The 22,208-nt window shown below is 58.1% G+C and carries 18 protein-coding genes and 1 pseudogene; 10 read left to right on the top strand and 9 right to left on the bottom strand.

The genetic code is table 11. The annotated features are described in order from the left end of the window. Positions 1 to 102 precede the first annotated feature (102 nt). On the top strand, positions 103 to 1,461 hold the full coding sequence (gene gorA / locus ACA064_RS16600) for a glutathione-disulfide reductase (protein ID WP_497669085.1): 1,359 nt from the start codon (positions 103 to 105) through the stop codon (positions 1,459 to 1,461). On the opposite strand, the gene ACA064_RS16595 is transcribed toward gorA, so the two are convergent. After that, entirely contained in the window at positions 1,458 to 2,471 is a 1,014-nt protein-coding gene (locus tag ACA064_RS16595) for a DNA-binding protein (protein WP_497669084.1), read from the bottom strand. The two genes, gorA and ACA064_RS16595, sit on opposite strands and share 4 nt — an antisense overlap. A 417-nt stretch (positions 2,472 to 2,888) precedes the next feature. On the opposite strand from ACA064_RS16595, the gene ACA064_RS16590 reads away from it, so the two are divergent. The 3 genes from ACA064_RS16590 (at position 2,889) to ahpF (ending at position 6,359) form a co-directional block, all read left to right on the top strand. Continuing rightward, a complete protein-coding gene (locus ACA064_RS16590; protein ID WP_497669083.1) occupies positions 2,889 to 3,824 on the top strand; it encodes a site-specific integrase in 936 nt (311 codons plus the stop codon). Positions 3,825 to 3,957: 133 nt separating this feature from the next. Further along, the gene (gene ahpC / locus ACA064_RS16585; protein WP_150645558.1) at positions 3,958 to 4,521 is read left to right on the top strand and encodes an alkyl hydroperoxide reductase subunit C; all 564 of its coding nucleotides are present in this window, start codon (positions 3,958 to 3,960) and stop codon (positions 4,519 to 4,521) included. Positions 4,522 to 4,796: 275 nt separating this feature from the next. Continuing rightward, positions 4,797 to 6,359: an alkyl hydroperoxide reductase subunit F gene (ahpF, locus tag ACA064_RS16580; RefSeq protein WP_497669082.1), complete on the top strand. Its 1,563-nt coding sequence runs from the start codon at positions 4,797 to 4,799 to the stop codon at positions 6,357 to 6,359. A gap of 156 nt (positions 6,360 to 6,515) precedes the next feature. Here the strand turns inward: ahpF and gloA are convergent, their stop codons facing one another. Next, positions 6,516 to 7,037 (bottom strand): lactoylglutathione lyase, encoded by a 522-nt coding sequence (gene gloA, locus ACA064_RS16575; protein WP_497669081.1) that lies wholly within the window; start codon positions 7,035 to 7,037, stop codon positions 6,516 to 6,518. A gap of 239 nt (positions 7,038 to 7,276) precedes the next feature. On the opposite strand from gloA, the gene ACA064_RS16570 reads away from it, so the two are divergent. Continuing rightward, positions 7,277 to 7,771 carry a DUF4946 domain-containing protein gene (locus tag ACA064_RS16570; RefSeq protein ID WP_497674263.1) on the top strand — a complete coding sequence of 165 codons (495 nt, stop codon included), beginning with the start codon at positions 7,277 to 7,279 and terminating at the stop codon, positions 7,769 to 7,771. A 181-nt stretch (positions 7,772 to 7,952) separates the two neighbouring features. On the opposite strand, the gene ACA064_RS16565 is transcribed toward ACA064_RS16570, so the two are convergent. The 3 genes from ACA064_RS16565 to ACA064_RS16555 form a co-directional block, all read right to left on the bottom strand. Beyond that, positions 7,953 to 8,315, bottom strand: a complete 363-nt coding sequence (locus ACA064_RS16565) for a histone-like nucleoid-structuring protein, MvaT/MvaU family (RefSeq protein ID WP_497669080.1) — start codon at positions 8,313 to 8,315, stop codon at positions 7,953 to 7,955. A 245-nt stretch (positions 8,316 to 8,560) separates the two neighbouring features. Then, positions 8,561 to 10,102, bottom strand: a complete 1,542-nt coding sequence (locus ACA064_RS16560) for an EAL domain-containing protein (protein WP_497669079.1) — start codon at positions 10,100 to 10,102, stop codon at positions 8,561 to 8,563. A gap of 78 nt (positions 10,103 to 10,180) precedes the next feature. Then, positions 10,181 to 11,053 carry a LysR family transcriptional regulator gene (locus ACA064_RS16555; protein WP_497669078.1) on the bottom strand — a complete coding sequence of 291 codons (873 nt, stop codon included), beginning with the start codon at positions 11,051 to 11,053 and terminating at the stop codon, positions 10,181 to 10,183. Between the two features lie 110 nt (positions 11,054 to 11,163). Here ACA064_RS16555 and ACA064_RS16550 point away from each other — a divergent pair, with 110 nt between their 5' ends. Continuing rightward, positions 11,164 to 12,108: a DMT family transporter gene (locus ACA064_RS16550; RefSeq protein ID WP_497669077.1), complete on the top strand. Its 945-nt coding sequence runs from the start codon at positions 11,164 to 11,166 to the stop codon at positions 12,106 to 12,108. Between the two features lie 260 nt (positions 12,109 to 12,368). Next, positions 12,369 to 13,445: a 4-hydroxyphenylpyruvate dioxygenase gene (hppD, locus tag ACA064_RS16545; protein WP_497669076.1), complete on the top strand. Its 1,077-nt coding sequence runs from the start codon at positions 12,369 to 12,371 to the stop codon at positions 13,443 to 13,445. A 217-nt stretch (positions 13,446 to 13,662) separates the two neighbouring features. Here the strand turns inward: hppD and rarD are convergent, their stop codons facing one another. Together rarD and ACA064_RS16535 are read right to left on the bottom strand one after the other, a co-directional pair. Then, positions 13,663 to 14,544, bottom strand: a complete 882-nt coding sequence (gene rarD, locus ACA064_RS16540; RefSeq protein WP_497669075.1) for an EamA family transporter RarD — start codon at positions 14,542 to 14,544, stop codon at positions 13,663 to 13,665. A 243-nt stretch (positions 14,545 to 14,787) separates the two neighbouring features. Next, complete coding sequence (locus tag ACA064_RS16535; protein ID WP_497669074.1) at positions 14,788 to 15,801, bottom strand: aldo/keto reductase; 1,014 nt, start codon at positions 15,799 to 15,801, stop codon at positions 14,788 to 14,790. Positions 15,802 to 15,981: 180 nt separating this feature from the next. Between ACA064_RS16535 and ACA064_RS16530 the strand changes: the two genes are divergently transcribed. The 3 genes and pseudogenes from ACA064_RS16530 (at position 15,982) to ACA064_RS16520 (ending at position 20,521) form a co-directional block, all read left to right on the top strand. Continuing rightward, positions 15,982 to 17,100, top strand: a complete 1,119-nt coding sequence (locus tag ACA064_RS16530) for a sugar diacid recognition domain-containing protein (protein ID WP_497669073.1) — start codon at positions 15,982 to 15,984, stop codon at positions 17,098 to 17,100. A 129-nt stretch (positions 17,101 to 17,229) separates the two neighbouring features. Next, positions 17,230 to 17,481: pseudogene (locus tag ACA064_RS16525) on the top strand (glycerate kinase); the annotation flags it as partial. A gap of 493 nt (positions 17,482 to 17,974) precedes the next feature. Further along, positions 17,975 to 20,521: an RHS repeat-associated core domain-containing protein gene (locus ACA064_RS16520; protein WP_497669072.1), complete on the top strand. Its 2,547-nt coding sequence runs from the start codon at positions 17,975 to 17,977 to the stop codon at positions 20,519 to 20,521. A gap of 51 nt (positions 20,522 to 20,572) precedes the next feature. Here ACA064_RS16520 and ACA064_RS16515 read toward each other — a convergent pair whose 3' ends face one another. Beyond that, positions 20,573 to 21,316 carry a response regulator gene (locus ACA064_RS16515; RefSeq protein ID WP_497669071.1) on the bottom strand — a complete coding sequence of 248 codons (744 nt, stop codon included), beginning with the start codon at positions 21,314 to 21,316 and terminating at the stop codon, positions 20,573 to 20,575. A 52-nt stretch (positions 21,317 to 21,368) separates the two neighbouring features. Beyond that, positions 21,369 to 21,659 (bottom strand): LuxR C-terminal-related transcriptional regulator, encoded by a 291-nt coding sequence (locus ACA064_RS16510; protein ID WP_497669070.1) that lies wholly within the window; start codon positions 21,657 to 21,659, stop codon positions 21,369 to 21,371. Between the last annotated feature and the right edge of the window lie 549 nt (positions 21,660 to 22,208).

The following is a 22,208-nucleotide window of genomic DNA, read 5'->3' as shown; positions in this document are numbered from 1 at the left end:
GCCACCTTCGGGTGGCTTTTTCATTTTCCGAGCGCATATAGTTTGCAGCGCTGCCCAAAAAAGCCGAAGCGGTTATGCTTGTGGCCTGCCGAGGAGATTGAAATGGCCTACGATTTTGACCTTTATGTGATTGGCGCCGGTTCCGGCGGGGTGCGGGCTGCGCGGTTTGCCGCGGGGTTTGGCGCGAAAGTGGCGGTGGCCGAGAGTCGCTATTTGGGCGGCACCTGCGTCAACGTCGGTTGCGTGCCAAAAAAGCTTTTGGTGTACGGCGCGCATTTCGCTGAAGACTTTGAACAGGCCAAGGGGTTCGGCTGGTCGCCCGGCGAGGCCGAATTCGATTGGCCGACGCTGATTGCCAACAAGGACCGCGAAATCAATCGATTGAACGGTATCTACCGTAACCTGCTGGTCAACAGCGGCGTGACCTTGCATGAAGGTCACGCCAGGCTGGTCGATCCGCATCAGGTGGAAATCAATGGCGAACGTTTCACTGCCAAACATATTCTGATCGCCACTGGTGGCTGGCCGCAGATTCCGGACATTCCGGGTCATGAGCATGCCATCAGCTCCAATCAGGCGTTCTTCCTGAAGCAGTTGCCCAAGCGCGTGCTGGTGGTCGGCGGCGGTTACATCGCGGTCGAATTCGCCGGAATCTTTCATGGTCTGGGTGCAGAAACCACGCTGCTGTATCGCGGCAATCTGTTCCTGCGCGGTTTCGATGGTGCGGTGCGCACGCATTTGCAGGAAGAGCTGACCAAGCGTGGGATGAATCTGCAGTTCAACGCAGAAATCGAGCGCATCGACAAGCAGGCCGATGGCAGTTTGAAAGTGACCCTCAAGGATGGTCGCCAGCTGGAAGCTGATTGCGTGTTCTATGCCACGGGTCGGCGTCCGATGCTGGACAACCTGGGGCTGGAAAACACTGCGGTGAAGCTCGACAAGCGCGGCTTCGTCGAAGTCGATGAGCAGTATCAAAGCAGCGAACCATCGATCCTCGCCATTGGTGATGTGATTGGTCGTGTGCAACTGACGCCAGTCGCGCTGGCTGAAGGCATGGCCGTGGCACGTCGACTGTTCAAGCCGGAGCACTACCGTCCGGTGGATTACCGGATGATCCCGACGGCGGTGTTCAGCCTGCCGAATATTGGTACGGTTGGCCTGACCGAAGAGCAGGCCAGGGAAGAAGGCTACAGCGTGCAGATCTTCGAAAGCCGCTTCCGGCCCATGAAGCTGACAATGACCGAGTGTCAGGAGCGCACGCTGATGAAGCTGGTGGTCGATGCCAAGACCGACAAGGTGCTGGGTTGTCACATGGTCGGGCCGGATGCCGGTGAGATCGTTCAGGGGCTGGCGATTGCCTTGAAGGCCGGCGCGACCAAGCGTGATTTCGACGAAACCATCGGCGTGCATCCGACGGCCGCCGAAGAATTCGTCACCATGCGCACGCCGGTGGCCAGCTAGTCCTCTTTGCCAGGTTCGGCATCCGGCTCCGTGATCGCCACGCACGCTTGGTGCAGGGCCTGCAAAGCTGCTTCGGTTGTTGTCAGGGAAAGCTCCAGCGCCTGGTTGATTCGGGTCTGTTCGTCGACGGCATACTGGAGTGACTGGCTTTCCAGCAAGGCGACACGCAAGCGTTCCTGGAGGAGGGTGCGCTCACTGTCGACCCGGTTCGAGTGCTCCAGCAGTTGTTGATGGCGATGGTTGATCTGCTTGAGGTGTTCCTGGATCAGGCTCAGCTCTCTGAGGGTGCCGCGGTTCTCGGTCAATAGCCGCTCATTGTCGCGGTGCAGCTGGGTGATCTCGTCTTGCCGCACCAGCGCGCTCTGCTGCGCCTGGCGCAATTCCATTTGAATCTGCTGCAGCTGTCCTTCGTGACGGCTCTGTTCCTGCTCGCGCTGCTCCTTGATGGCGCTGCGGTAATGCTCCAGTGCATCGCGGGCGTGCAGGTGCTTCTCTTCCAGTGAGCGAATCTGCTCATCCTTGTCTTTCAAGCGCAGTTCGAAGTCGATCAGTGCCTGGTTCAGTCCGGCGTTGAGGGTTTGCTCGGTCTGCAGCATCGAGCGCGTACTCTGCAGCGTGGCGGTCTCGTGGGCCAGCGCCACGCTGGAAGTCTCCAGCTGTTGCGAGAGCTGAGCCTGGGCGTTCAGGGCTTCAGCCAGTTGCGTCTCGATCAATTTTTTTTGCGCTTCGAATCTCGCCTCGGCGCGATCGATCGGCTCCTGGGCCTGCTCCTTGAGGCGCTGCGCCAGGCGCGTTACCAATCCCGTCAACTCGTCGTCGATCTGTTCCTGTGGAGCTGCGAGGCGCTGCTCGCCGTCATCCAGCTCTTTCAGGTAGCGATGGATGGTGGTTTTCGAGCCGGTGTTACCCATCTCGATCCGTACTGCATCGATGCTTGGATGCTCGCCGCGGGCGAGGATTGCCAGACGTGCCGTTTGCACCACCGCTTTGTTTACGCCGCCACGTGCCATGTTTGCTCCGTCGATTTCGTACTGTGGTATGTACGATGTATATACATACTATATCACGCGAATTATAAAGTTAAAACGTTGTGTTCTTGGTACGGGATATACTGGTATTATCCCGTGTCATAGCTGTTTCCACGTATTTGTCGCCCTAATATCCGTACACAACAACGCCGGTCGAATTCACCCGTGATATCGCGGATGTACACAAATCCTGTAGGAGCTGCCGCAGGCTGCGATCTTTTGATCTTCCCAATAGGCGACTCGTTGCCTGAGCTGGCGCCAAAGTCAAAAGATCGCAGCCTGCGGCAGCTCCTACCCGCCAAAGTCAAAAGATCGCAGCCTGCGGCAACTCCTACCCGCCAAAGTCAAAAGATCGCAGCCTTCGGCAGCTCCTACGCAGGTCACCGCAAGGACATTCCCATGAGCGATCTGGATCGTTATCTACACGCCGCAACCCGCGACAACACCCGGCGCAGTTATCGGGCGGCGATCGAGCACTTCGAAGTCAGTTGGGGCGGGTTCCTGCCGGCGACCAGCGACAGCGTGGCGCGCTATCTGGTGGCCCATGCCGGGGTGTTGTCGATCAACACCCTGAAGCTGCGGCTGTCTGCGCTGGCGCAGTGGCATAACAGCCAGGGTTTTGCCGATCCGACCAAGGCTCCGGTGGTGCGCAAGGTGTTCAAGGGTATTCGCGCTTTGCATCCGGTCCAGGAAAAGCAGGCCGAACCCTTGCAACTGCAGCATCTGGAGCAGGTGGTCGCCTGGCTGGATCAGGAAGCGTTGCAAGCGGCGGCCGACGGCGATCAACCGACCTTGCTGCGGGCCAGGCGCGATGCCGCGCTGATCCTGCTGGGCTTTTGGCGCGGCTTTCGTAGCGATGAACTGTGTCGGGTGCAAATCGAACATGTGCAAGCCACTGCCGGCTCGGGCATCACCCTGTACTTGCCGCGCAGCAAAAGTGACCGTGACAATCTGGGCAAGACTTATCAAACCCCGGCGTTGCAGCGCTTGTGTCCGGTCCAGGCGTACATCGAATGGATCAACGCCGCCGCGCTGGTGCGCGGTCCGGTGTTTCGCGGGATCGATCGCTGGGGCAATTTGAGTGAAACGGGCCTGCACGCCAATAGCGTGATCCCGCTGTTGCGTCAGGCGTTGCAGCGCGCCGGCATTCCCGCCGAGCAGTACACCAGCCACTCGTTGCGCCGGGGTTTCGCGACCTGGGCCCACCGCAGTGGTTGGGACTTGAAGTCGCTGATGAGTTATGTCGGCTGGAAGGACATGAAGTCCGCCATGCGTTATGTCGAATCCAGCCCGTTTATCGGGATGACCCGGGTTGCCGAGAAACCGGTTGCTTAGATCTTTCTTCTATTAAAAGAGCCTGCTAATAGCCAAAACCAATCGGCAGCATGAGCTTTGTCAATGAGCCATCAGTGGTTTGAGTGGGTAGGATTCACCCATCAACTTTACAACCACTGACGGAGAGTCACCGATGCCTATCATCAACAGCCAAGTAAAACCGTTCAAAGCCACCGCATTCAAAAACGGCGCGTTCGTCGAAGTGTCGGACGCCGATCTGAAAGGCAAATGGTCTGTGGTGTTTTTCTACCCGGCCGACTTCACCTTCGTTTGCCCGACCGAACTGGAAGACCTCGCTGACAACTACGCTGAGTTCCAGAAATTGGGCGTTGAAATTTATAGCGTGTCGACCGACACCCACTTCGCCCACGCTGCCTGGCACAACACTTCGGCTGCAATCGAAAAAATCCAGTACACCATGATCGGCGACCCGACTCACGTCATCTCCCGCAACTTTGACGTGCTGATTGAAGAAGTCGGCCTGGCTGACCGTGGCACCTTCGTGATCAACCCTGAAGGCCAGATCAAGATCGTCGAATTGAACGACGGTGGTGTAGGCCGTGACGCTTCCGAGCTGCTGCGCAAGATCAAGGCTGCCCAGTACGTCGCTGCTCACCCAGGCGAAGTTTGCCCGGCCAAGTGGAAAGAAGGCGAGGCCACCCTGGCTCCGTCTCTGGACCTGGTCGGCAAGATCTAAACCTGTGAAAGCTCCTGGGCGGTCATCCGCACCTAAGTAAGCTGCACCGCCCTGAAAAACGCCCGGGCGAGTTGGTCGCCTGTGTGGCGAGTTCTGTTAGTCAATTTCGGCGCCGGCAGCCCATATCCTGCGTTGCCGCTCCTCCCCATAGCGGGCTATGAGTCGTCGCGGCGCCTTGGCTCTGGACTGCCGGCATCCGAACTTGATCTAACGAACTCGCCGTACAGGCGACAGCTCGGGCTTTTTTTTACGAATTGAAGAAGGAAATCGCCCGTATGTTGGACGCCAATCTTAAAGCTCAGTTGAAGTCATACCTGGAACGGGTCACCCAGCCGATCGAGATCGTTGCCTCCCTCGACGACGGTGCGAAATCCGAGGAAATGCTCGCATTACTCAAAGACGTAGCCAGTCTTTCTACCCAAATTACGCTGCTCGATAACGGTGACGATGCACGCAAACCATCGTTCTCGATCAATCGCCCGGGTGCCGACATCAGCCTGCGTTTCGCCGGCATCCCCATGGGGCACGAATTCACTTCGCTGGTGCTGGCCTTGCTGCAAGTCGGCGGCCACCCTTCGAAAGCCAGTATCGAGGTGATCGAACAGATCCGCTCGCTCAAAGGCGAGTTCAACTTCGAGACTTACTTCTCGCTGTCCTGCCAGAACTGCCCGGACGTGGTCCAGGCACTGAACCTGATGGCGGTGCTTAACCCGAATATCCGTCACGTCGCCATCGACGGCGCGTTGTTCCAGGGCGAAGTCAACGATCGGCAGATCATGGCCGTGCCAAGCGTTTACTTGAACGGCGTGAACTTCGGCCAGGGCCGCATGGGCCTGGAAGAAATACTCGCTAAAATCGACACCAGCGGCATTGAGCGTCAGGCCGAAAAGATCAGCGCCAAAGAAGCCTTTGATGTGTTGGTGGTCGGCGGTGGCCCGGCCGGTGCTGCGGCGGCGATCTACGCCGCCCGTAAAGGCATTCGCACTGGCGTCGCTGCCGAGCGTTTCGGTGGACAGGTGCTGGACACCATGGCCATCGAGAACTTTATCTCGGTGCAGGAAACCGAAGGGCCGAAACTGGCCGTGGCCCTGGAAGAACACGTCAAGCAATACGACGTCGATATCATGAACTTGCAGCGCGCCGACAAGTTGCTGCCGGGCAAGAATGGCGAGCTGCACGAAATCAAATTCGCCAGCGGCGCATCGTTGAAAGCCAGGACCGTGATTCTCGCGACTGGTGCTCGGTGGCGTGAAATGAACGTCCCGGGCGAACAGCAATACCGCAACAAAGGCGTGGCGTACTGTCCGCACTGCGACGGTCCACTGTTCAAAGGCAAGCGAGTGGCGGTAATTGGCGGTGGTAACTCCGGCGTTGAAGCGGCCATCGACCTCGCTGGTATTGTGGCCCACGTAACCCTGCTGGAGTTCGACGTGCAGTTGCGCGCCGATGCGGTGTTGCAGCGCAAATTGCACAGCCTGCCGAACGTCACTGTGATCACCAGTGCGCAAACCACTGAAGTCACTGGCGACGGGCAGAAGGTCAACGGCCTGCGCTACAAGGATCGTCAGTCAGAGGAGCTGCGTAGCGTCGAGCTGGAAGGGATTTTCGTGCAGATCGGTCTGTTGCCCAACACCGACTGGCTCAAAGGCATCCTCGAGCTGTCGCCGCGCGGCGAGATCATCGTCGATGCGCGTGGCGAGACTTCACTGCCGGGCGTGTTCGCTGCGGGTGACGTCACCACCGTGCCGTACAAACAGATCGTGATTGCGGTGGGCGAGGGCGCCAAGGCCTCACTCAGCGCATTCGATCACTTGATCCGGACTTCCGCACCGGCGTAAGCCAGTAGGAGCTGCCGCAGGCTGCGATCTTTTGATCTTGCTTTTGGGCAGTCTCCGAAACCGTTAAAAGATCGCAGGCTACGCCAGCTCCTACAAAAGCCGCGCTCGACTCGGTCCCGTAGGAGCTGCCGCAGGCTGCGATCTTTTGATCTTGATTTACATCACCGCCGGCTGAATGATCTCAACCCAGTACTGGTCCGGGTCCTTGATGAAGGCCAGGCTTTTCATGCGGCCGTCGTTCAGGCGTTTCTGGAAATCCACGCCCAAGGCTTCAAAGCGCTCGCAGGCGGCACGGATATCCGGCACCGAAATGCAGATATGCCCGAAACCGCGCGGGTCGGTATTGCCGTTGTGATAGGCAAAATCCGTGTCGTTTTCGGTGCCGTGGTTGTGGGTCAGTTCGAGGATCCCGGGAATTGATTTCATCCACTCGGTACGTTCGGCAGCATCGGCCGGGATCTGTGCCTTATCGACCAGTGCGAGGAAGTACAGGCTGAACTCGGCTTCCGGAAAATCGCGCTTTTCCACCAGGGAGAAACCCAGGATGCGCGTGTAGAAATCCAGCGACCGGGTGATGTCCTTGACCCGCAACATGGTGTGGTTGAAGACGAATTTCCGGGTGGCGGTATCAGGCTGGGCGGTCACGCCCGGGAAAGTGTTCAGTTCGTGCAGGCTCATGGGCCCTCCAGAGAATAAGTGAGGCAAGCGGCGCTCGGAGTTACGAGCAGTCCCTTGACTGGCGATTTACCGGCTTGCTTGCAGTTGGCCAATGATACGCAAGCGTGCCGGCAGTGCCAAAGCAAAACCACTGAGCTATTGCCTGGTAACGTCTCGGGGCTCAGACTTTGTTGTTCGACCTTAGAGTGCGCATTGCAATGATTCGAGCCGGAAAATCCCTATTATTCTTGCTGGGCCTGATGCTCGCAGGTGTCGGCGTTCAGGCGGCCGATCCGGTCATTACGTGGCCCGAGGGTTGGGAAGTCGAAGTCCTGGCGCAAGATGACGCAACTGGGGAGAAATTGCCCAAAGTGTCCAGGCAGCGAGCGGTAAAGAACGACCAGAACGGAACGCCGGTGATGGTCATGGAGTTGACCATGACTGAAGTTGAACCCGGGCATCAGGTCAATCTGCAAGGGGTGTTGCTGGAAATGCGCAAGTCGTTGCAGAAGGATTTCGTTCTGGGCGGTTATCAAAGTGTTTGCAACAAAATCCACGCGGCCACATTGAGCCGACTGTCGGCGCTTGAAACCACCTGCACCGTCACGCAGAACGGCCTGCATGTACTGTCGCAAACATTAGTCGCTGCGCTGGATGCAGATAAAGCTTATGTTCTTTCCTATGCCGGGCAAGCCCAGGCTTACGCGGCGAGCCAGGATGAGATACTGGTTATACGAAACAATCTGAAACTTTAATTATTCGTTGACTAAGCGCGGGTTTTGCACCGGGATCGGCGTTTAACTAGTCGCTGTGATTTAGTGCAAGGGAGTGGAGCGGTGGGGCGTCTCTAACGGGTTCGGCGGTCCTTGTTAGATAGATTGCCGGCTTGAACGAAAAGGCCCCGCAGATGCGGGGCCTTTTAGCTGGCACAATTGCTCAGGCACGCAACCAGGATTCGACGGTGGCAGCACCGTACTGTTCCTTCCAGGCTTTCAGGCCGCGGTGATTGCCGCCTTTGGTTTCAATCAGCTCCCCGGTGTGCGGGTTGTGATAGACCTTGACCACACGGGCCCGGCGGGTTTTTGGAGCAGTCGCCAGATGGCTGGATTTGCTCGGGTTGGGATCGAGAATGGCGATGATGTCGCGCAGGCTCTTGCCGTAGGATTTCATCAGGCCCTGGAGCTTTTCTTCAAATTCGATTTCTTTCTTGAGCCCGGCATCATTCTTCAGCGATTCCAGCTGCGCGAGCTGTTCTTGAAGCGCCTTTTCAGCGGCGCGGAATTCAGCGAGTCTGGACAATCTCTTTACTCCAATAGTGTATTTGGCTGATACCAACTGCAACAAAGCTATAAGCCAAGAGCCTTAGGACGACTCGGTGATAATGGCTCACCTTCCAATTTTGCACAGGCAGGAAAAATTGTAGTAGTTAATGCGTCCAGAGTAAATCATGTCTTTTTCTTTATGTGACAAATAAACCACGTCAATGCACTGAGCCCATGCTTCAATAGCAACAAACGCGGCGCTTGTCCGCTAAGCACCGCTATTTAATGTTTACTTAATGCCCGGAGAAATTCATCCGCCGGCATGGGCCGTGCAAATAGATAACCCTGTAGGAAGTCCACGCCTTGTGCCGCAAGGTAGTCGCGCTGTTCTGGGGTTTCGACGCCTTCTGCGACGATGCCCAGATCGAGCTTGCCCGACAGTTCGATGATGCTGTCGAGTATGTGGCGGGACAGGGCATCGACGCCGATCATCGCGACAAAGCTCTGGTCGATCTTCAGGTAGTCGACATTGAACTGGCGCAAGTAACCGAGGCTCGAGTGGCCGGTACCAAAGTCGTCGATGGCAATCATTACCCCCAGTTCATGCAGCTGTTCGAAGAGCTGGCGAGTGATGTCGGTGGGCTCGATCAGTTCGCGTTCGGTCAACTCCAGCACCAGCGTGACTTTGCCGGGAGGGAACGCGCCGAGAAAACCCCGGCAGTCTTCGACCAGTTCAAGATCCTGGCAGTGACGGGCAGTGATATTGATGGCGATATGAAAACCATCGATGAACGACTGGGCATGGGGGGCGAGCACCGCAGCGGTTTGTCGCATCAACGAACGGGTCATCGGCACGATCAATCCGCAGTGTTCGGCAAACGGGATAAACAGGTCGGGACGCACCAGGCCGTCTTTCGGGTGATTCCAGCGCATCAACACTTCGATGCCTGCCCATTGCTGGTTATCGCCGCGCACCACGGGCTGAAACCAGGGAATGAACTCGCTCGCCGCCAAGGCCCGTTGCAACTCATGGCTGGGCGACGATGAGCGTTTCTGCAGCCAATGGCCGAGGGTTGCAGAAGTCGCACCGAAGAAAAGCAGCAGACTGAACAGTGCCGGATACCTGTCCTTCATGTAACGCCAGACTTCGCCCTCGGGCATGCCGGCCTCGACGCTGTAACCGTAACGGGAGGATGTGCGCTGGTTAGGGGCAACGGGAAAAACCGGCAGGCCGGAGTTGCGGACCTGACCATCGGCAGCTAACCAGTTGGCTCCGACCTGCAGCACCAGGTCGGTATAGCGGCTGATCAAGCGCAGGGCGTTGCTCAGATGGTAACCATCGATAGTCGCCAGGGCGCTCTGATTGCCCTCGCTCAGTCGATAGACCAGCAGTGCGGTGTTGGGCGTGACCGGGTTGCCGTTCATTAACCAGAGTTTGCCCTCGACATAATCTCCAGGGTCGAGCGCCGCGACCTGGCGGCTGCCAAACAGCGAACTGCAATAGTTGCTGTTGTTCCACACAAGGTTAGTAGAACGGACAAAGGGGCCGCGGGTCACTTGCTCGCGCAGTGCCAGTTGCTTGTCGTTATCACAGGTCTGCCCGGCGAACGGCAGAATCGCCCGCGCAGCCTCGGCGGCATTGTCGAGCATCAGGTCGAACTGACGCACGGCTTCTTCGGCGGTCTGCGCGGTAGCTTGTTGCAGTGTGCGTTCGGCTTGCAGGTAGAGGATGGCGAACCCGAGCGCTATGGGCAGCGCTCCAATCAGCAGGGTTATGGCATGGCGGGTGGTGGGTTTGCGAGGACCTGTAGCAGTCAAGGGCATTGGCGAATCCTGTCGCACGGAGAAAATAAAGGGCACTTGTGCCGACCATGATAGAGGCTGCTGGTATTTTGCGCCTGCTCACCGGTAATCGAGACTCATCGCCAGCTTTATAAACGCGAGAGTGGCCGGCGATGCCTGGCGTTGATCCAGTACCGCCAACCCGACCTGGCGCTTGACCTGGGGCGACAGGGGTTTTGTCACATAACGGCCATCGGCGGCGCTCGGCAGCGATAACTCGGCGACCACCGTCAATGCGTCGCCACGGCTGACAGTCTCCAGGGTGCTGAGCAACTGCGAGCTTCGATAACGAATGTCAGGGGTTAACCTGGCAGCAGTGAACATTCTTGAAACCAATTCCGAAGAGCCTGCCTGGGTAAGAATGAACGGGTCGTTGCACAGCTCGCGCAAGGTCAGGCATGGCTTGGCGGCCAGTGCATGGGCCGCAGGGACCAGCGCGACCATCTGGTCTTCGACCAAGGCAAAAGTGTCGAAACGCTCTTCGGGAAGCACCACAAAACCGATATCGATCCGCCGCTCCTCGAGCCACTGGATGACCTGACGATCCGGGCCTTCGTCGATGTGCACTTCAATCCCCGGATGGGCGGCACGGTAGTGCTGCAGAATCATCGGCAGCAGTTTCATCGAGGAGGTCGGTCCGAAAGAGCCAATGCGCAAGGTCCCACGCTTCATGCCGCGGGCATCGGCAGCTTCCTGCTGCATGGTGTTGGCCAGGCCGAGCATGGCCCGGGCGCGCAGCAGCAGTTGCTGGCCGATATCACTCAGTTCGACCTGCGCCTGATGCCTTCTGAGCAACTCGACGCCGAGTTCCTGCTCCAGGGATTTGATGGCGTGGGACACCGCCGATTGAGTGATGCCCAGGCGAGTCGCGGCACTGGTAAAACCGCGCAGCTCGGCAACCAGGGAGAAGATTTCCAGTTGGGTCAGGGTCATGAGGTTTTACTCATTTTACGATGACCTGATATTAGGGGAAGAATGGGGCAGGGCCCTAATGACAATTCGTTGCTGAAATCCGTCCCTCACCCCAAGCCCCCGAGAGTCTTATGAACACCGGTATAAAAGCCGCACCCATCCAATCCGATGTTCCGGTCTACCTGAAACTGGCCGCTGTCACCATGATCTGGGGCGGGACTTTTGTTGCTGGGCGCTTCCTCGCCGATACCCTCAACCCGTTGCTCGCCGCGAGCCTGCGCTTTCTGCTGGCCAGCCTGGCGTTGCTGCTGTTCATGGCGCTGGCCCGTATCCCCCTGGCGCGCCCCAACCGCAAGCAATGGTTGCAACTGATGGTATTGGGATTCTTCGGAATCTTTTTCTATAACCTGTGTTTCTTCTATGGCTTGCAGTACATCAATGCCTCACGGGCTTCGCTGATCGTGGCATTGAACCCGGCAGTCATCGCCCTGGCATCCTGGCTTTTGTTCAAGGAGCGCTTGAGTCGAGTAAAACTGCTCGGTATCGGGATTTGCCTGGCCGGGGCGGGGCTGGTAATCGTCAGTCGAAATCAACAGCTGTTCGACGGTGCGGCGCACGCCTGGATCGGTGACTTGCTGATTTTCGGCTGCGTGCTGGGCTGGGGAATCTACTCGTTGTATTCCAGGGAGCTGAATCACTCTCTGGGGCCGCTGCAAACGGTGACCTATTCGATCCTGGCCGGCACAGTGATGCTCTGGGTGACCAGCGCGGTGCGCGGCGAATTGCGCGTCGAGGCGCTGGCCGCGCTCGATCCTGGGCAGTTTTTCAGCCTGCTGTACCTGGGCGTGCTGGGGTCGGCGCTGGCCTACATCTGGTACTACGACGGCATCCGCAAAATCGGCGCGACCCGTTCCGGAGTGTTCATCGCCCTCAACCCGTTGACCGCGGTCATCCTCGGCGCACTATTGCTGGGGGAGCAAATGACGTTGCCTATGTATCTGGGCGGCGGATTGATCCTGGGCGGCATCTACCTGTGCAACAAACCCCTTGCGTCGGCGTCAAAAAAGGGGATTTGATACAGAATGCGGACAAACCTGGTTACGCTGTGTAGAATCGGGTTACGCATATAAGAATACGTCTTCTGGCAACAGAAGCCTCGCCCGTACGAGAATGGGTCGACATGAAGCTACTAGGGTTCCAATTGATTTTCGGTGATTTCCTCGCCCGCAGCGTGCGGGGGATCTCCTGTGCGCCGCCCGCGGCTTTCAGCATTGATAGCAACTAACGATCCGTTAATTCCAGCTGTTAATTCTAAAAGCATGATGAGGCGCCAACCATGGCAGATTTATACGAAAACCCAATGGGCCTGATGGGCTTTGAATTCATCGAATTCGCATCGCCTACACCGAACACCCTCGAACCGATCTTCGAGATCATGGGGTTCAGCAAAGTCGCGACCCATCGCTCCAAGGCCGTGCACCTGTATCGTCAGGGCAATATCAACCTGATCCTCAACAACGAACCCCACAGCGTCGCTTCGTACTTCGCCGCCGAGCATGGCCCGTCGGTTTGCGGCATGGCGTTTCGGGTCAAGAATGCCCAGCAGGCGTTTGCCCGTGCCCTGGAACTTGGCGCCCAGCCGATTCACATCGAAACCGGCCCGATGGAGCTGAACCTGCCGGCGATCAAAGGCATCGGCGGCGCGCCGCTGTACCTGATCGACCGTTTCGGCGAAGGCAGTTCGATCTACGACATCGACTTCGTGTTCATCGAAGGCGTTGACCGCAACCCGGTCGGGGCCGGCCTGAAAATCATCGACCACCTGACCCACAACGTGTATCGCGGTCGCATGGCCTATTGGGCCAACTTCTACGAGAAGCTGTTCAACTTCCGCGAGATCCGTTACTTCGACATCAAGGGCGAATATACCGGCCTGACCTCCAAGGCCATGACCGCACCGGATGGCATGATCAAGATCCCGCTGAACGAAGAATCGTCCAAGGGTGCCGGGCAGATCGAAGAGTTCCTGATGCAGTTCAACGGCGAGGGCATCCAGCACGTTGCCTTCCTGACCGACGACCTGCTCAAGACCTGGGATCACCTGAAGAAAATCGGCATGCGCTTCATGACCGCGCCACCGGAAACCTACTACGAGATGCTCGAAGGCCGTTTGCCAAACCATGGCGAACCGGTCGAAGAGCTGAAATCGCGGGGGATACTGCTGGACGGTACGTCCGAGTCGGGCGACAAGCGCCTGCTGCTGCAAATCTTCTCGGAAACCCTGATGGGCCCGGTGTTCTTCGAATTCATCCAGCGTAAAGGCGACGACGGCTTCGGTGAAGGCAACTTCAAGGCGCTGTTCGAATCCATCGAACGTGACCAGGTTCGCCGTGGTGTGCTTGCCACCGAGTAATTGGCGGCAGATGTAAAAAAGCCCGGTCAGCAGCAATGCCGACCGGGCTTTTTTTCGCGTTTGATTTATGGCGTGTGAACGATCAAGTGCATATAAATTCTCTGTAGGAGCGAGCTTGCTCGCGATGGTCGTTAACGATTACGCGTGCTTTCTGACGAAACCCGTGAGCTTCAAGTCCATCGCGAGCAAGCTCGCTCCTACAGGATCCAGATCCAGATCAGGGTCGGCGATGCCGAACCATATGTTTGAACCCTTCGAAAACCAGCACCACCACCGCCATCCAGATCGGGATGTAAGTCAGCCACTCCTTCGGGCCGATGCTTTCTCCCAGCAGCAGGGCGACGCCAAGCAACAGCACCGGCTCGACATAACTGAGCAGTCCGAACAGGCTGAAGGCCAACAGCCGGCTGGCGATGATGTAGCTCACCAGCGCCGAAGCACTGATCAACCCGAGCAGCGGGATCAATAGGTACAGCCAGCGGTGCTGCTCGACCACCGCAAACCCTTGCTCACCGCTTTGCACGAACCAGAGCGCCACCGGCAGCAGCAATGTCATGTCGAGCCACAACCCACCGAGATTGTCCGTGGCCATGCGTCGACGCAGCACGAAATAGGTCGGGTAACCGATGGCCACCAACAAGGTCGCCCAGGAAAAGCTGCCGACCTGGTACAGCTCGTTGATCACCCCGAGCAAGGCGAAGAACACCGCAACCTTGCGCAGGTATGAAAGACGTTCGCCATAGGCGATCCGACCGGTCAGGACCATGGTCAGCGGCAGCAAGAAATACCCCAGGGAAACATCCAGGCTATACCCGTTCAGCGGAGCCCACATGAACAGCCAGAGTTGTGCCCCGACCAGTGCCGAAGAGACCAGCAGGCCCAGGATCAGGGCCGGTTGGCCGAGCAGGCGCTTGACCAGTACGACTACGTGCTTCCATTCCCCAGAGGCGAACATGAAGACGGTCATGCACGGCACGGTCAACAGCATCCGCCAGCCAAAAATCTCCATCCCGCTCAGCGGCGAAAGCAGCGAGGTGTAGAAATACATGACGGCGAACAGCACCGATGACAGAACCGATAGAACAATACCTTTTGACACACTGTCCTCGCGTGAAATGGAGTGGGATGGGGAGGGCGCGCAGGATAACGGTTTTGGCGAAAGAATATCGCTGATCCTGGGCAGACCCCAATGCCAGTCAGTCAAGCATGCAGTGCTCCAAAAAGATCGCAGCCTGCGGCAGCCTACAGGGCTTGTGTACACCTGATAATTTGCAGGTGCACCCGGTCGGTGTAGGAGCTACCGCAGGCTGCGATCTTGGCGATCTCCGCCATGCCGAAAGGCTCAAATATTACGCGGCAGCCTCCCAGATACAAAGTGACTGACATCATTGAAACCCGGGGTAGAGGAGTGCCCCGGGGTCACCAGCGAGTCGACAAAGGCTTCGTCTTCGGCAGTGATCTTCACCGCCAATGCCTGAGTGTAGGCGTCCCACTGCTCTTCGGTGCGCGGCCCGACGATGGCCGAGCTGACCGCCGAGTTGTTCAGCACCCAGGCGATGGCGAATTCGACGATACCAACGCCGCGCCCCAGGGTGTATTGCTGGATCTGCTGGGCAATGCGTAGAGACTCGACTCGCCACTCGGTTTCCAGGATGCGTTTATCCTGGCGCCCGGCGCGGCTGTTGACGTCCGGTTTGACATCCGGTGCGTACTTGCCACTGAGCACCCCGCGAGCCAGCGGGCTGTAAGGCACCACCCCAAGACCGTAGGCATGGGCGGCGGTGATCTGCTCGGTTTCGGCCTGGCGATTGACGATGTTGTACAGCGGCTGGCTGATCACCGGCCGGTCGACCCCGAGTTTATCCGCCACGCGAATCACTTCGGCAATCCGCCAGCCGCGATAATTGGACAGCCCCCAATAACGGATCTTGCCCTGGCGCAACAAGTCGCCAATGGCTGAAACGGTGACTTCCAGCGGCGTATTGTGGTCTTCGCGGTGCAGGTAGTAGATGTCCAGGTAATCGGTACCCATCCGGGTCAGGCTGGCGTCGATCGCATTGAAGATATGCTTGCGGCTCAAACCACTGCGATTCGGTACCCCGTCCACCGGGCCGAAACCGACCTTGGAGGCGACAATCCACTCCTGACGGCGGCTGGCAATCGCTTCACCGACAATTTCTTCGGAACGGCCGTTGGTGTAAACGTCCGCAGTGTCGATGAAGTTGATGCCCTGGTCCCAGGCCTTGTCGATGATCCGCAGGGAATCCTCGGTGCTGGTCTGTTCGCCGAACATCATGCTGCCCAGGGTCAGGGCGGAGACTTGCAAACCGGATTGGCCAAGGGGGCGATAGCTCATGTTCGAAATCCTCTTTCGGGTTGAGTGCGGGCAGACAAAAAAACGAGGTTCTTTATTACACCGTTCTGTGTTCCCTCTCAATCCTGACAGTGCATACAAATACTGAGCACAGGGTTTGCGGGCTTGCCCTGTGCCGGTCAACAATCACCACAAGAAACCGCCTTCAAGGATCTCGCCGCTATGTTCGAACTGGATCACGACCTGGCGCAGGATATCGTCGACCGGGCGATGGCCATCCTGCCCTACAACGTCAATGTCATGGACAGCCAGGGGCTGATCCTGGGCAGCGGTGAACCGGAGCGGGTCAACACTCGCCACGAAGGTGCGCAGCTGGTGCTGGCCAACGGTCGAGTGGTGGAAATCGATACCCAGACAGCCAAACACCTCAAAGGCGTACAGCCAGGCATCAACCTGCCGCTGTTCCTCGATCAGCGATTGATCGGTGTGTTGGGCATCACCGGTGAGCCGGAGCAATTGCGAACCTACGCCGAACTGGTGCGCATGACCGCCGAAATGTTGGTCGGCCAACGCAACCAGCAGGGCGAACAGCAATGGCGGCGCCAGCGTTGCGATGACCTGCTGGCGCTGTTGCTCAGTGAGGCTGGAGATTCGCCTCGCTTGATCGACGAGGCTCAGCAATTGGGACTCAAGCCACAGCTGCCGCGCATTCCTTATCTGCTCGAACTGGGGCTGGAACAGGGTCCCGGGCAGACCGTCGAAGCCTTGAGTGTTTGGCTGACTTCCCGTTATCCGGACAGCTGGTGTCTGAGTTCGGCCAGGTCTTCGTTGCTTTGGTGCCGTCCGGCCACCCAGTCGATCGAAAATGAACGGCTGCTGGAAAAACTCGACGGACAGGGCTGGAGCATTCTGCGGATTGCCATGGGTGATCAGGCGGATGGTCTGCAGGGGTTGCGCCGCTGTTACCGGCGGGTCGGCGATCTTCTGGCTTACGGGCGGGATGTATTGCCACAGAACCGCTTGCTGACCCTGAGCCGTTATCGCCTGCCGGTAATGCTCTGGCGTCATCGCAACGACGATGCGCTCGACGAACTGCTCACTCCATTGCGCAAGGTCATCGCCAAGGACAACAACGGCCAGTTGCTGGCGACCCTGCGCAGCTGGTGTGAACACGACGGCCAGAGCCAGGCGTGTGCCGAGGCCCTGGGTATCCACCGCAATAGCCTGCGCTACCGGATGGAGCGCATTGCCGAAATCAGCGGCGTCGATCCGTTGCGGCTGGATGGGATGCTGGCGCTGTATCTGGGGGTGCAATTGTTGCCGCAGAGCGATCCATCGTAGGTGCGTAACCCGAAGCGAGCCGGGGCTTTGTGGCATTGAACAACAAACCCGATCTCAACTTGTGCAGCGGACCGGCGTCATTCCTGATGCCAACTGGCAGCATGGCTCCACTGGAACTGGAGAACTCACATGAAAATCATCATCGCCCCCGACTCGTTCAAAGACAGCCTGAGTGCCATCGGCGTGGCTGATGCCATCGCCCTCGGGCTGGCCGAGGTCTGGCCGGATGCGCAACTGGTCAAGTGCCCGATGGCCGATGGTGGCGAAGGCACGGTCGAGGCGATTCTCGCCGCGTGCGATGGCGAGTTGCGCAGGACCCAGGTGCAAGGGCCGTCAGGTGTAACTGCGCAGGCCAGCTGGGGCTGGCTACCACAGAGCCATATGCGAGCCTGCAGTCCCTGGCGGTTGAACTTAAAGTCGAAGCCCGCCAACGGCCACGGTTGTTGCCTTGGCCTGAGGTTGAAAAAGCTGTGGGAACCGGAGAACAGCAGACGCTTGATCCGCTGAAGGCTACGTCGGGAGCGATGGTGGTGATATCGGACACCGCGGACATTTACCCGCAAGAGCAGGTCTGGGTGCAATGGGGTGTACCCGGCAGTCTGGGCGCTCACCGAGCCACCCAGCCGATCACCCCGGGTTCGCGCCGATACGAGATTCCGATGAGATCGATCGCCGCATATATCGGCAAGACCTTGCCGGTGTCTTATGGCGTCATCGACGCCGAGGAAGTTGAGTGGCCGTCCGTGGGACGCAAGGTGAATATACAGAGCGTACCCAGCAGCAACTTCCCGACCGTTCAGTGCCAAGGGCTTACCGGTGGCAGCTTGAGCCTCCAGACGGTTCCGGCCACTGCCCGCCCGACCCGGAAGGTTTCGTGCGCAACCGAAAGGACACCACGGTCTACCCGTCACCGCTGGGCCAGGGTGACGCCCCGACCCTGCTTACCCGTTATCGCTACAGTGCGCTGGAGCCCTTGACGGTCAGTGGTCTGAAGGACTGGCTGGTGCTCGACAGCGAGACCCTCCTGCAGGTCGACGGCAGCCAAGAAGCCGAGTTGCAACAAACGCTACGCAGTTACGTTGTCGAACCCGCGAATGCCTTCTTGCACGGCCGCCCGTCGCAACAGCGCGAAACCCTGAACGGCAAGACCACCACCACCAACTACGAATACGACAAACCCAACAGCGTGCTGGTGGGTGAAACAGTGCTGGAGACGGTCGAAACCCTGACCGGATTCGACCATGTTGCGGGCACCAACGAAGTCATAAAAAAGATTACCCGCGAGGATTCATTGGTCCATGGCCATCCGCTGCTTACCCGTGACGACAATAATGTGAGAATCCGCTACACCTACGACAGTCTGGAACGGGTGACGAGCGAAACCGTGGCGCCCGGAGAAGCAGAATTCGAAGCCACGCGTTATTACGAGTACTACCTGACTTCCCTTGACGGACAACAAGCGGAGCAAGTGGTCACTGATGTCAAGGAGGTCAAGACCCGTACAAGGTTCGACGGGCTCAACCGCCCGATCTATGAGGAGCGCCAGAATGCCGATAGCCCTCTGCGCGCCAAGGATTACCGCCAGACCTACGCGGGCTTTTACGATGCACTGGGCAATCTGCTCAAGGAAGTCGACTACGACTGGGAGGACGAGGCCCCGGTACCGCTGACCAGCCTTTTTGAATACGACGCCTGGGGCGCACAGCGTTGCGTGACTGGTCCGGATGGGGTCACGGTGTATGAAGAAACTGACCCGATCGGCACGCGGGAATGGAGAGGGCCGATCCAGCGCAGTTGGCGACAAGGGGCTGGCGACAACGCGATGACCAGCGGCGTGACGGTGACCTGGCTCAATCCGTTCGAAAAGCCGGCTCGGAGCATGCGTTTCGAGAGCCTGGATCCTGATGAAAAACCCGTCAGTCTGCATCAGTACAGCTATGACGGACTTGGGCATGCCACGGAAGAAGTCGATGCCCGCGACGCCAAGACACTATACAGCTACGATGCTTTTGGCCGGATGCTCACTAACACCTTGCCGGGAGCCGCAGTGGTTCGACGCAGCTATGCCGAACACAGCCCCGAGGATTTGCCGACCGAGATCAGTGTCAACAACATTGTGCTTGGCAAACAGTTCTTCGACGGACTGGGCCGCATGACGCGGTCGATTACCCAGCAGCTATTCAGATTCGATGCGATGGACAACCTGACCCGGGTGATCACCACCTCCACCGACGGTATTACCACCTACACCAACCAGGCCATCTATACCTACGATACGACAGACCCGACGCAGCTGAGCAAGGTGACCAACACCGGCGACGCGACTTATCCCGCCGAGATCCTGCTGAGCTATGACGAGGACGGTAACCTGACCCGTGACGAAGAAAACCGCACCCTCGAATACGATGCCCTCAACCGGTTGATCAGCGTCAGTGGGCTGCCCGGCGAAACGCCCAGCGGCTTTGATTACGATGCGCTGGACACGCTTGCCGGCCTCAACGGCGGCGCAGAGCAACGCTTCTATCAGAACGGTGCGCTGGCTACCCGGATTCAGGGCGCTCAACGCCACACATTTATGCGCGGTGAAGGAAACTTGCTCGCCGAGCAGCAGGAAGGTGCTGGCCCAAAGTCCCTGCTGCTGGCCAGTGATAATAAAAACACGGTGCTGAGAGAAATAGGCAGCGACTCGGCCAATGACATCGCTTATTCGGCGTACGGTCATCGCAGCGCGGAACAGCCGGGGAGTACTCATCTGGGGTACAACGGCGAGTTCCGGGAAACGCAGACCGGTTGCTATTTGCTGGGTAACGGATATCGGGCTTACAACCCTTGGCTGATGAGGTTTTACAGCCCGGACAGTTTGAGCCCGTTTGGGGAGGGGGGGTTGAATGCGTATATGTATTGTGGGGGGGATCCGATTAGCAATGTGGATCCGGATGGGCATGCTTGGTATTCAGTACTATGGAAACGTATTTCAGCGCCTTTCCGGGGAACGCCAGCCCCTGGTGCCCCCAAAAATATGAACACTCCCAAGAAGAACACGAGCGCAGCGCCTCCTGAGACGGAGCAGACACCAGAGCAGAGGGGGAAGCAGAGGGTGGGGGAATTAACGAAGAAGGCCTATGAGGCCAATAGCGCAGTGATGGACCAATGGACAAGAAAGAACCAGAATCCGGAAAAAACCCGAGCAGCAATCAATGCGCGAAAAAAAGTTCAGGGGGAAAGAATAGAGGCTGAGGACCAAATATTAAGAGATGCAAGGTATGCCCGTGCCAAGGCTGTAAGTGATCAGCGTGATCAGCGTTTCAATCCCGACGGCGGTATAGCTGTGAGCGGGATTACGCCAGAAACACCTCTTCGCGAGATGATAGCGCCGGAGCTTCGGCATGAAGTGGCTAGGCTACGAGGCGTTACATTTTAACTGCGCCGCGCAGCCCCTGATTTAATTTTTGTCTGGGGCTGCGCAACAAACTTAGCCATTCAACCCACTCACCCGCGCAAACTCCACCAACCCACTGTCATGGCCAAGTCCCAACTTGTCCATGGCAGTGCGTTTTTGCCGGCTGATGGTTTTTTCGCTGCGGTTCAGTTGCGCGGCGATCTGTCGGCCGGACAGGCCCTGGACGAACAGGCGCACCACTTCCAGTTCACGCTGCGAAAGGCTGACCTGCGGCTCATCGTTGGTTGCGTGAAAAAGGGCCTGGGCGTCGAGCAGGCTGGCGAAAGATGGGCTCAGGTAGGGGCGCCCCCTGGTCACGGTGTGCAGCGCCTGCTTCAGTTCGCTCAAGGCACTGTGCTTGTCGAACAAACCCCGGACGCCGTTATTGAGTAGCGCCTGCAACAAGGTCGGGTTACGCAGCATGGTCATGACGATCAGCTGTACATGGCTGAAGTGCCTTTTGACGTAGCTCATCAACGCCAGGCCATCGGGAAAGCATCCGTAGGGCATGGAGTAGTCGCACACCAGAATGTCACACGGACAACGTTCCAGTCGCAGGATCAGCTCATCGGCGTTGTGCGCTTCGGCGACCACAGAAAACCGCGAATTGGCCGGTAAGGTCAGGGCCATTCTTGCGCCCATCAGCACCACTGGGTGGTCGTCGGCGAGAATGATACGGGTACTCCCGCAACGCCGGTGCGATGCAGACGCATCGCAGCAAGCGTTGGCATGGGGTTCGAGGGGGATGTTTCGGGGGGGCGTATGTCCCGGATTCATGCAGTGTCTCTATTCGGGCTGATAGGTCGCCATACGCCACGGCCGGCCCGGTTCAAGGCAATTGAATCAAACCCCGCTCCAGCGCCTTGACCACTGCGGTCCAGCGCGAACTCACGCCGAATTTTCGGCGAATGTTGCAGAAGTGGTAGTTCACCCCGGCTTCGGTACAGCGGACGATCTGGCCGATCTCCCAGGAGGACTTGCCGGCGGCGCTCCACTGCAAGACTTCTCTTTCCCTGGCCGTAAGTGTGATCGCTTTGGGTTGTTCGGGCTCCTGTGACTGGAAACTGACCTGGGCTGGCGCTGACCGGACTGGGGCTGAGGCTGGGTTGGTACGGTACATAACGGGCTCTCCCATTTATCATCAATGATGGCGTGGGCACGGCAGAATCTTCCTACTTCATAGAGGCGTGGTTCATGCGGCCTGCCTTCAGACACCTGAGTCAGGGCTGTAGGCGCGGTCCAGTTATATCGCGAATTAACGACCTTGGAACCTGTCAGAAATTACAGGTAGGCAACTTTATCGAGGGATTGTTGATAAGGCTGTCAGCTATCGCAAATCTGGATGTAGGTGATTTCTACGCGACACGTCGGCGCCTTAGCTCGAAAAATAAAGTACTGATTAAACGAGCTTTTTTGAGCGAGCGCCAAGAGGGAAAAAGCGCTTTTCCAGATATTTGCCGCGCGGCGCCTCACGCTTTCGCCGCGACTGCATCGCAGCAACCGATGAACGGCGCTCCAGTGCCCCTGAATAAAACCTCAAGCCCAGCCGATACAGCGGTAAGGCCGGCTTTGCATAACAAGAACGGCCCGGCACTTTCAGGAGCAACGCCCTCCTGATAGCAGATATGGCAAGGACGCTCGCAGCCCGACATCACCCGAGAGTCATCCC

Source organism: Pseudomonas sp. LBUM1658 (genome assembly GCF_059716055.1).
This window is presented reverse-complemented; position numbering and strand designations above follow the sequence as displayed.

What these genes read in the sequence shown, in the direction of transcription:
- gorA (WP_497669085.1), top strand. Translation starts at nt 103, where the DNA reads ATGGCCTACGATTTTGACCTTTATGTGATTGGCGCCGGTTCCGGCGGG.
- ACA064_RS16595 (WP_497669084.1), bottom strand. Translation starts at nt 2,471, where the DNA reads ATGGCACGTGGCGGCGTAAACAAAGCGGTGGTGCAAACGGCACGTCTG.
- ACA064_RS16590 (WP_497669083.1), top strand. Translation starts at nt 2,889, where the DNA reads ATGAGCGATCTGGATCGTTATCTACACGCCGCAACCCGCGACAACACC.
- ahpC (WP_150645558.1), top strand. Translation starts at nt 3,958, where the DNA reads ATGCCTATCATCAACAGCCAAGTAAAACCGTTCAAAGCCACCGCATTC.
- ahpF (WP_497669082.1), top strand. Translation starts at nt 4,797, where the DNA reads ATGTTGGACGCCAATCTTAAAGCTCAGTTGAAGTCATACCTGGAACGG.
- gloA (WP_497669081.1), bottom strand. Translation starts at nt 7,037, where the DNA reads ATGAGCCTGCACGAACTGAACACTTTCCCGGGCGTGACCGCCCAGCCT.
- ACA064_RS16570 (WP_497674263.1), top strand. Translation starts at nt 7,277, where the DNA reads ATGCTCGCAGGTGTCGGCGTTCAGGCGGCCGATCCGGTCATTACGTGG.
- ACA064_RS16560 (WP_497669079.1), bottom strand. Translation starts at nt 10,102, where the DNA reads ATGCCCTTGACTGCTACAGGTCCTCGCAAACCCACCACCCGCCATGCC.
- ACA064_RS16555 (WP_497669078.1), bottom strand. Translation starts at nt 11,053, where the DNA reads ATGACCCTGACCCAACTGGAAATCTTCTCCCTGGTTGCCGAGCTGCGC.
- ACA064_RS16550 (WP_497669077.1), top strand. Translation starts at nt 11,164, where the DNA reads ATGAACACCGGTATAAAAGCCGCACCCATCCAATCCGATGTTCCGGTC.
- hppD (WP_497669076.1), top strand. Translation starts at nt 12,369, where the DNA reads ATGGCAGATTTATACGAAAACCCAATGGGCCTGATGGGCTTTGAATTC.
- ACA064_RS16535 (WP_497669074.1), bottom strand. Translation starts at nt 15,801, where the DNA reads ATGAGCTATCGCCCCCTTGGCCAATCCGGTTTGCAAGTCTCCGCCCTG.
- ACA064_RS16530 (WP_497669073.1), top strand. Translation starts at nt 15,982, where the DNA reads ATGTTCGAACTGGATCACGACCTGGCGCAGGATATCGTCGACCGGGCG.
- ACA064_RS16515 (WP_497669071.1), bottom strand. Translation starts at nt 21,316, where the DNA reads ATGAATCCGGGACATACGCCCCCCCGAAACATCCCCCTCGAACCCCAT.
- ACA064_RS16510 (WP_497669070.1), bottom strand. Translation starts at nt 21,659, where the DNA reads ATGTACCGTACCAACCCAGCCTCAGCCCCAGTCCGGTCAGCGCCAGCC.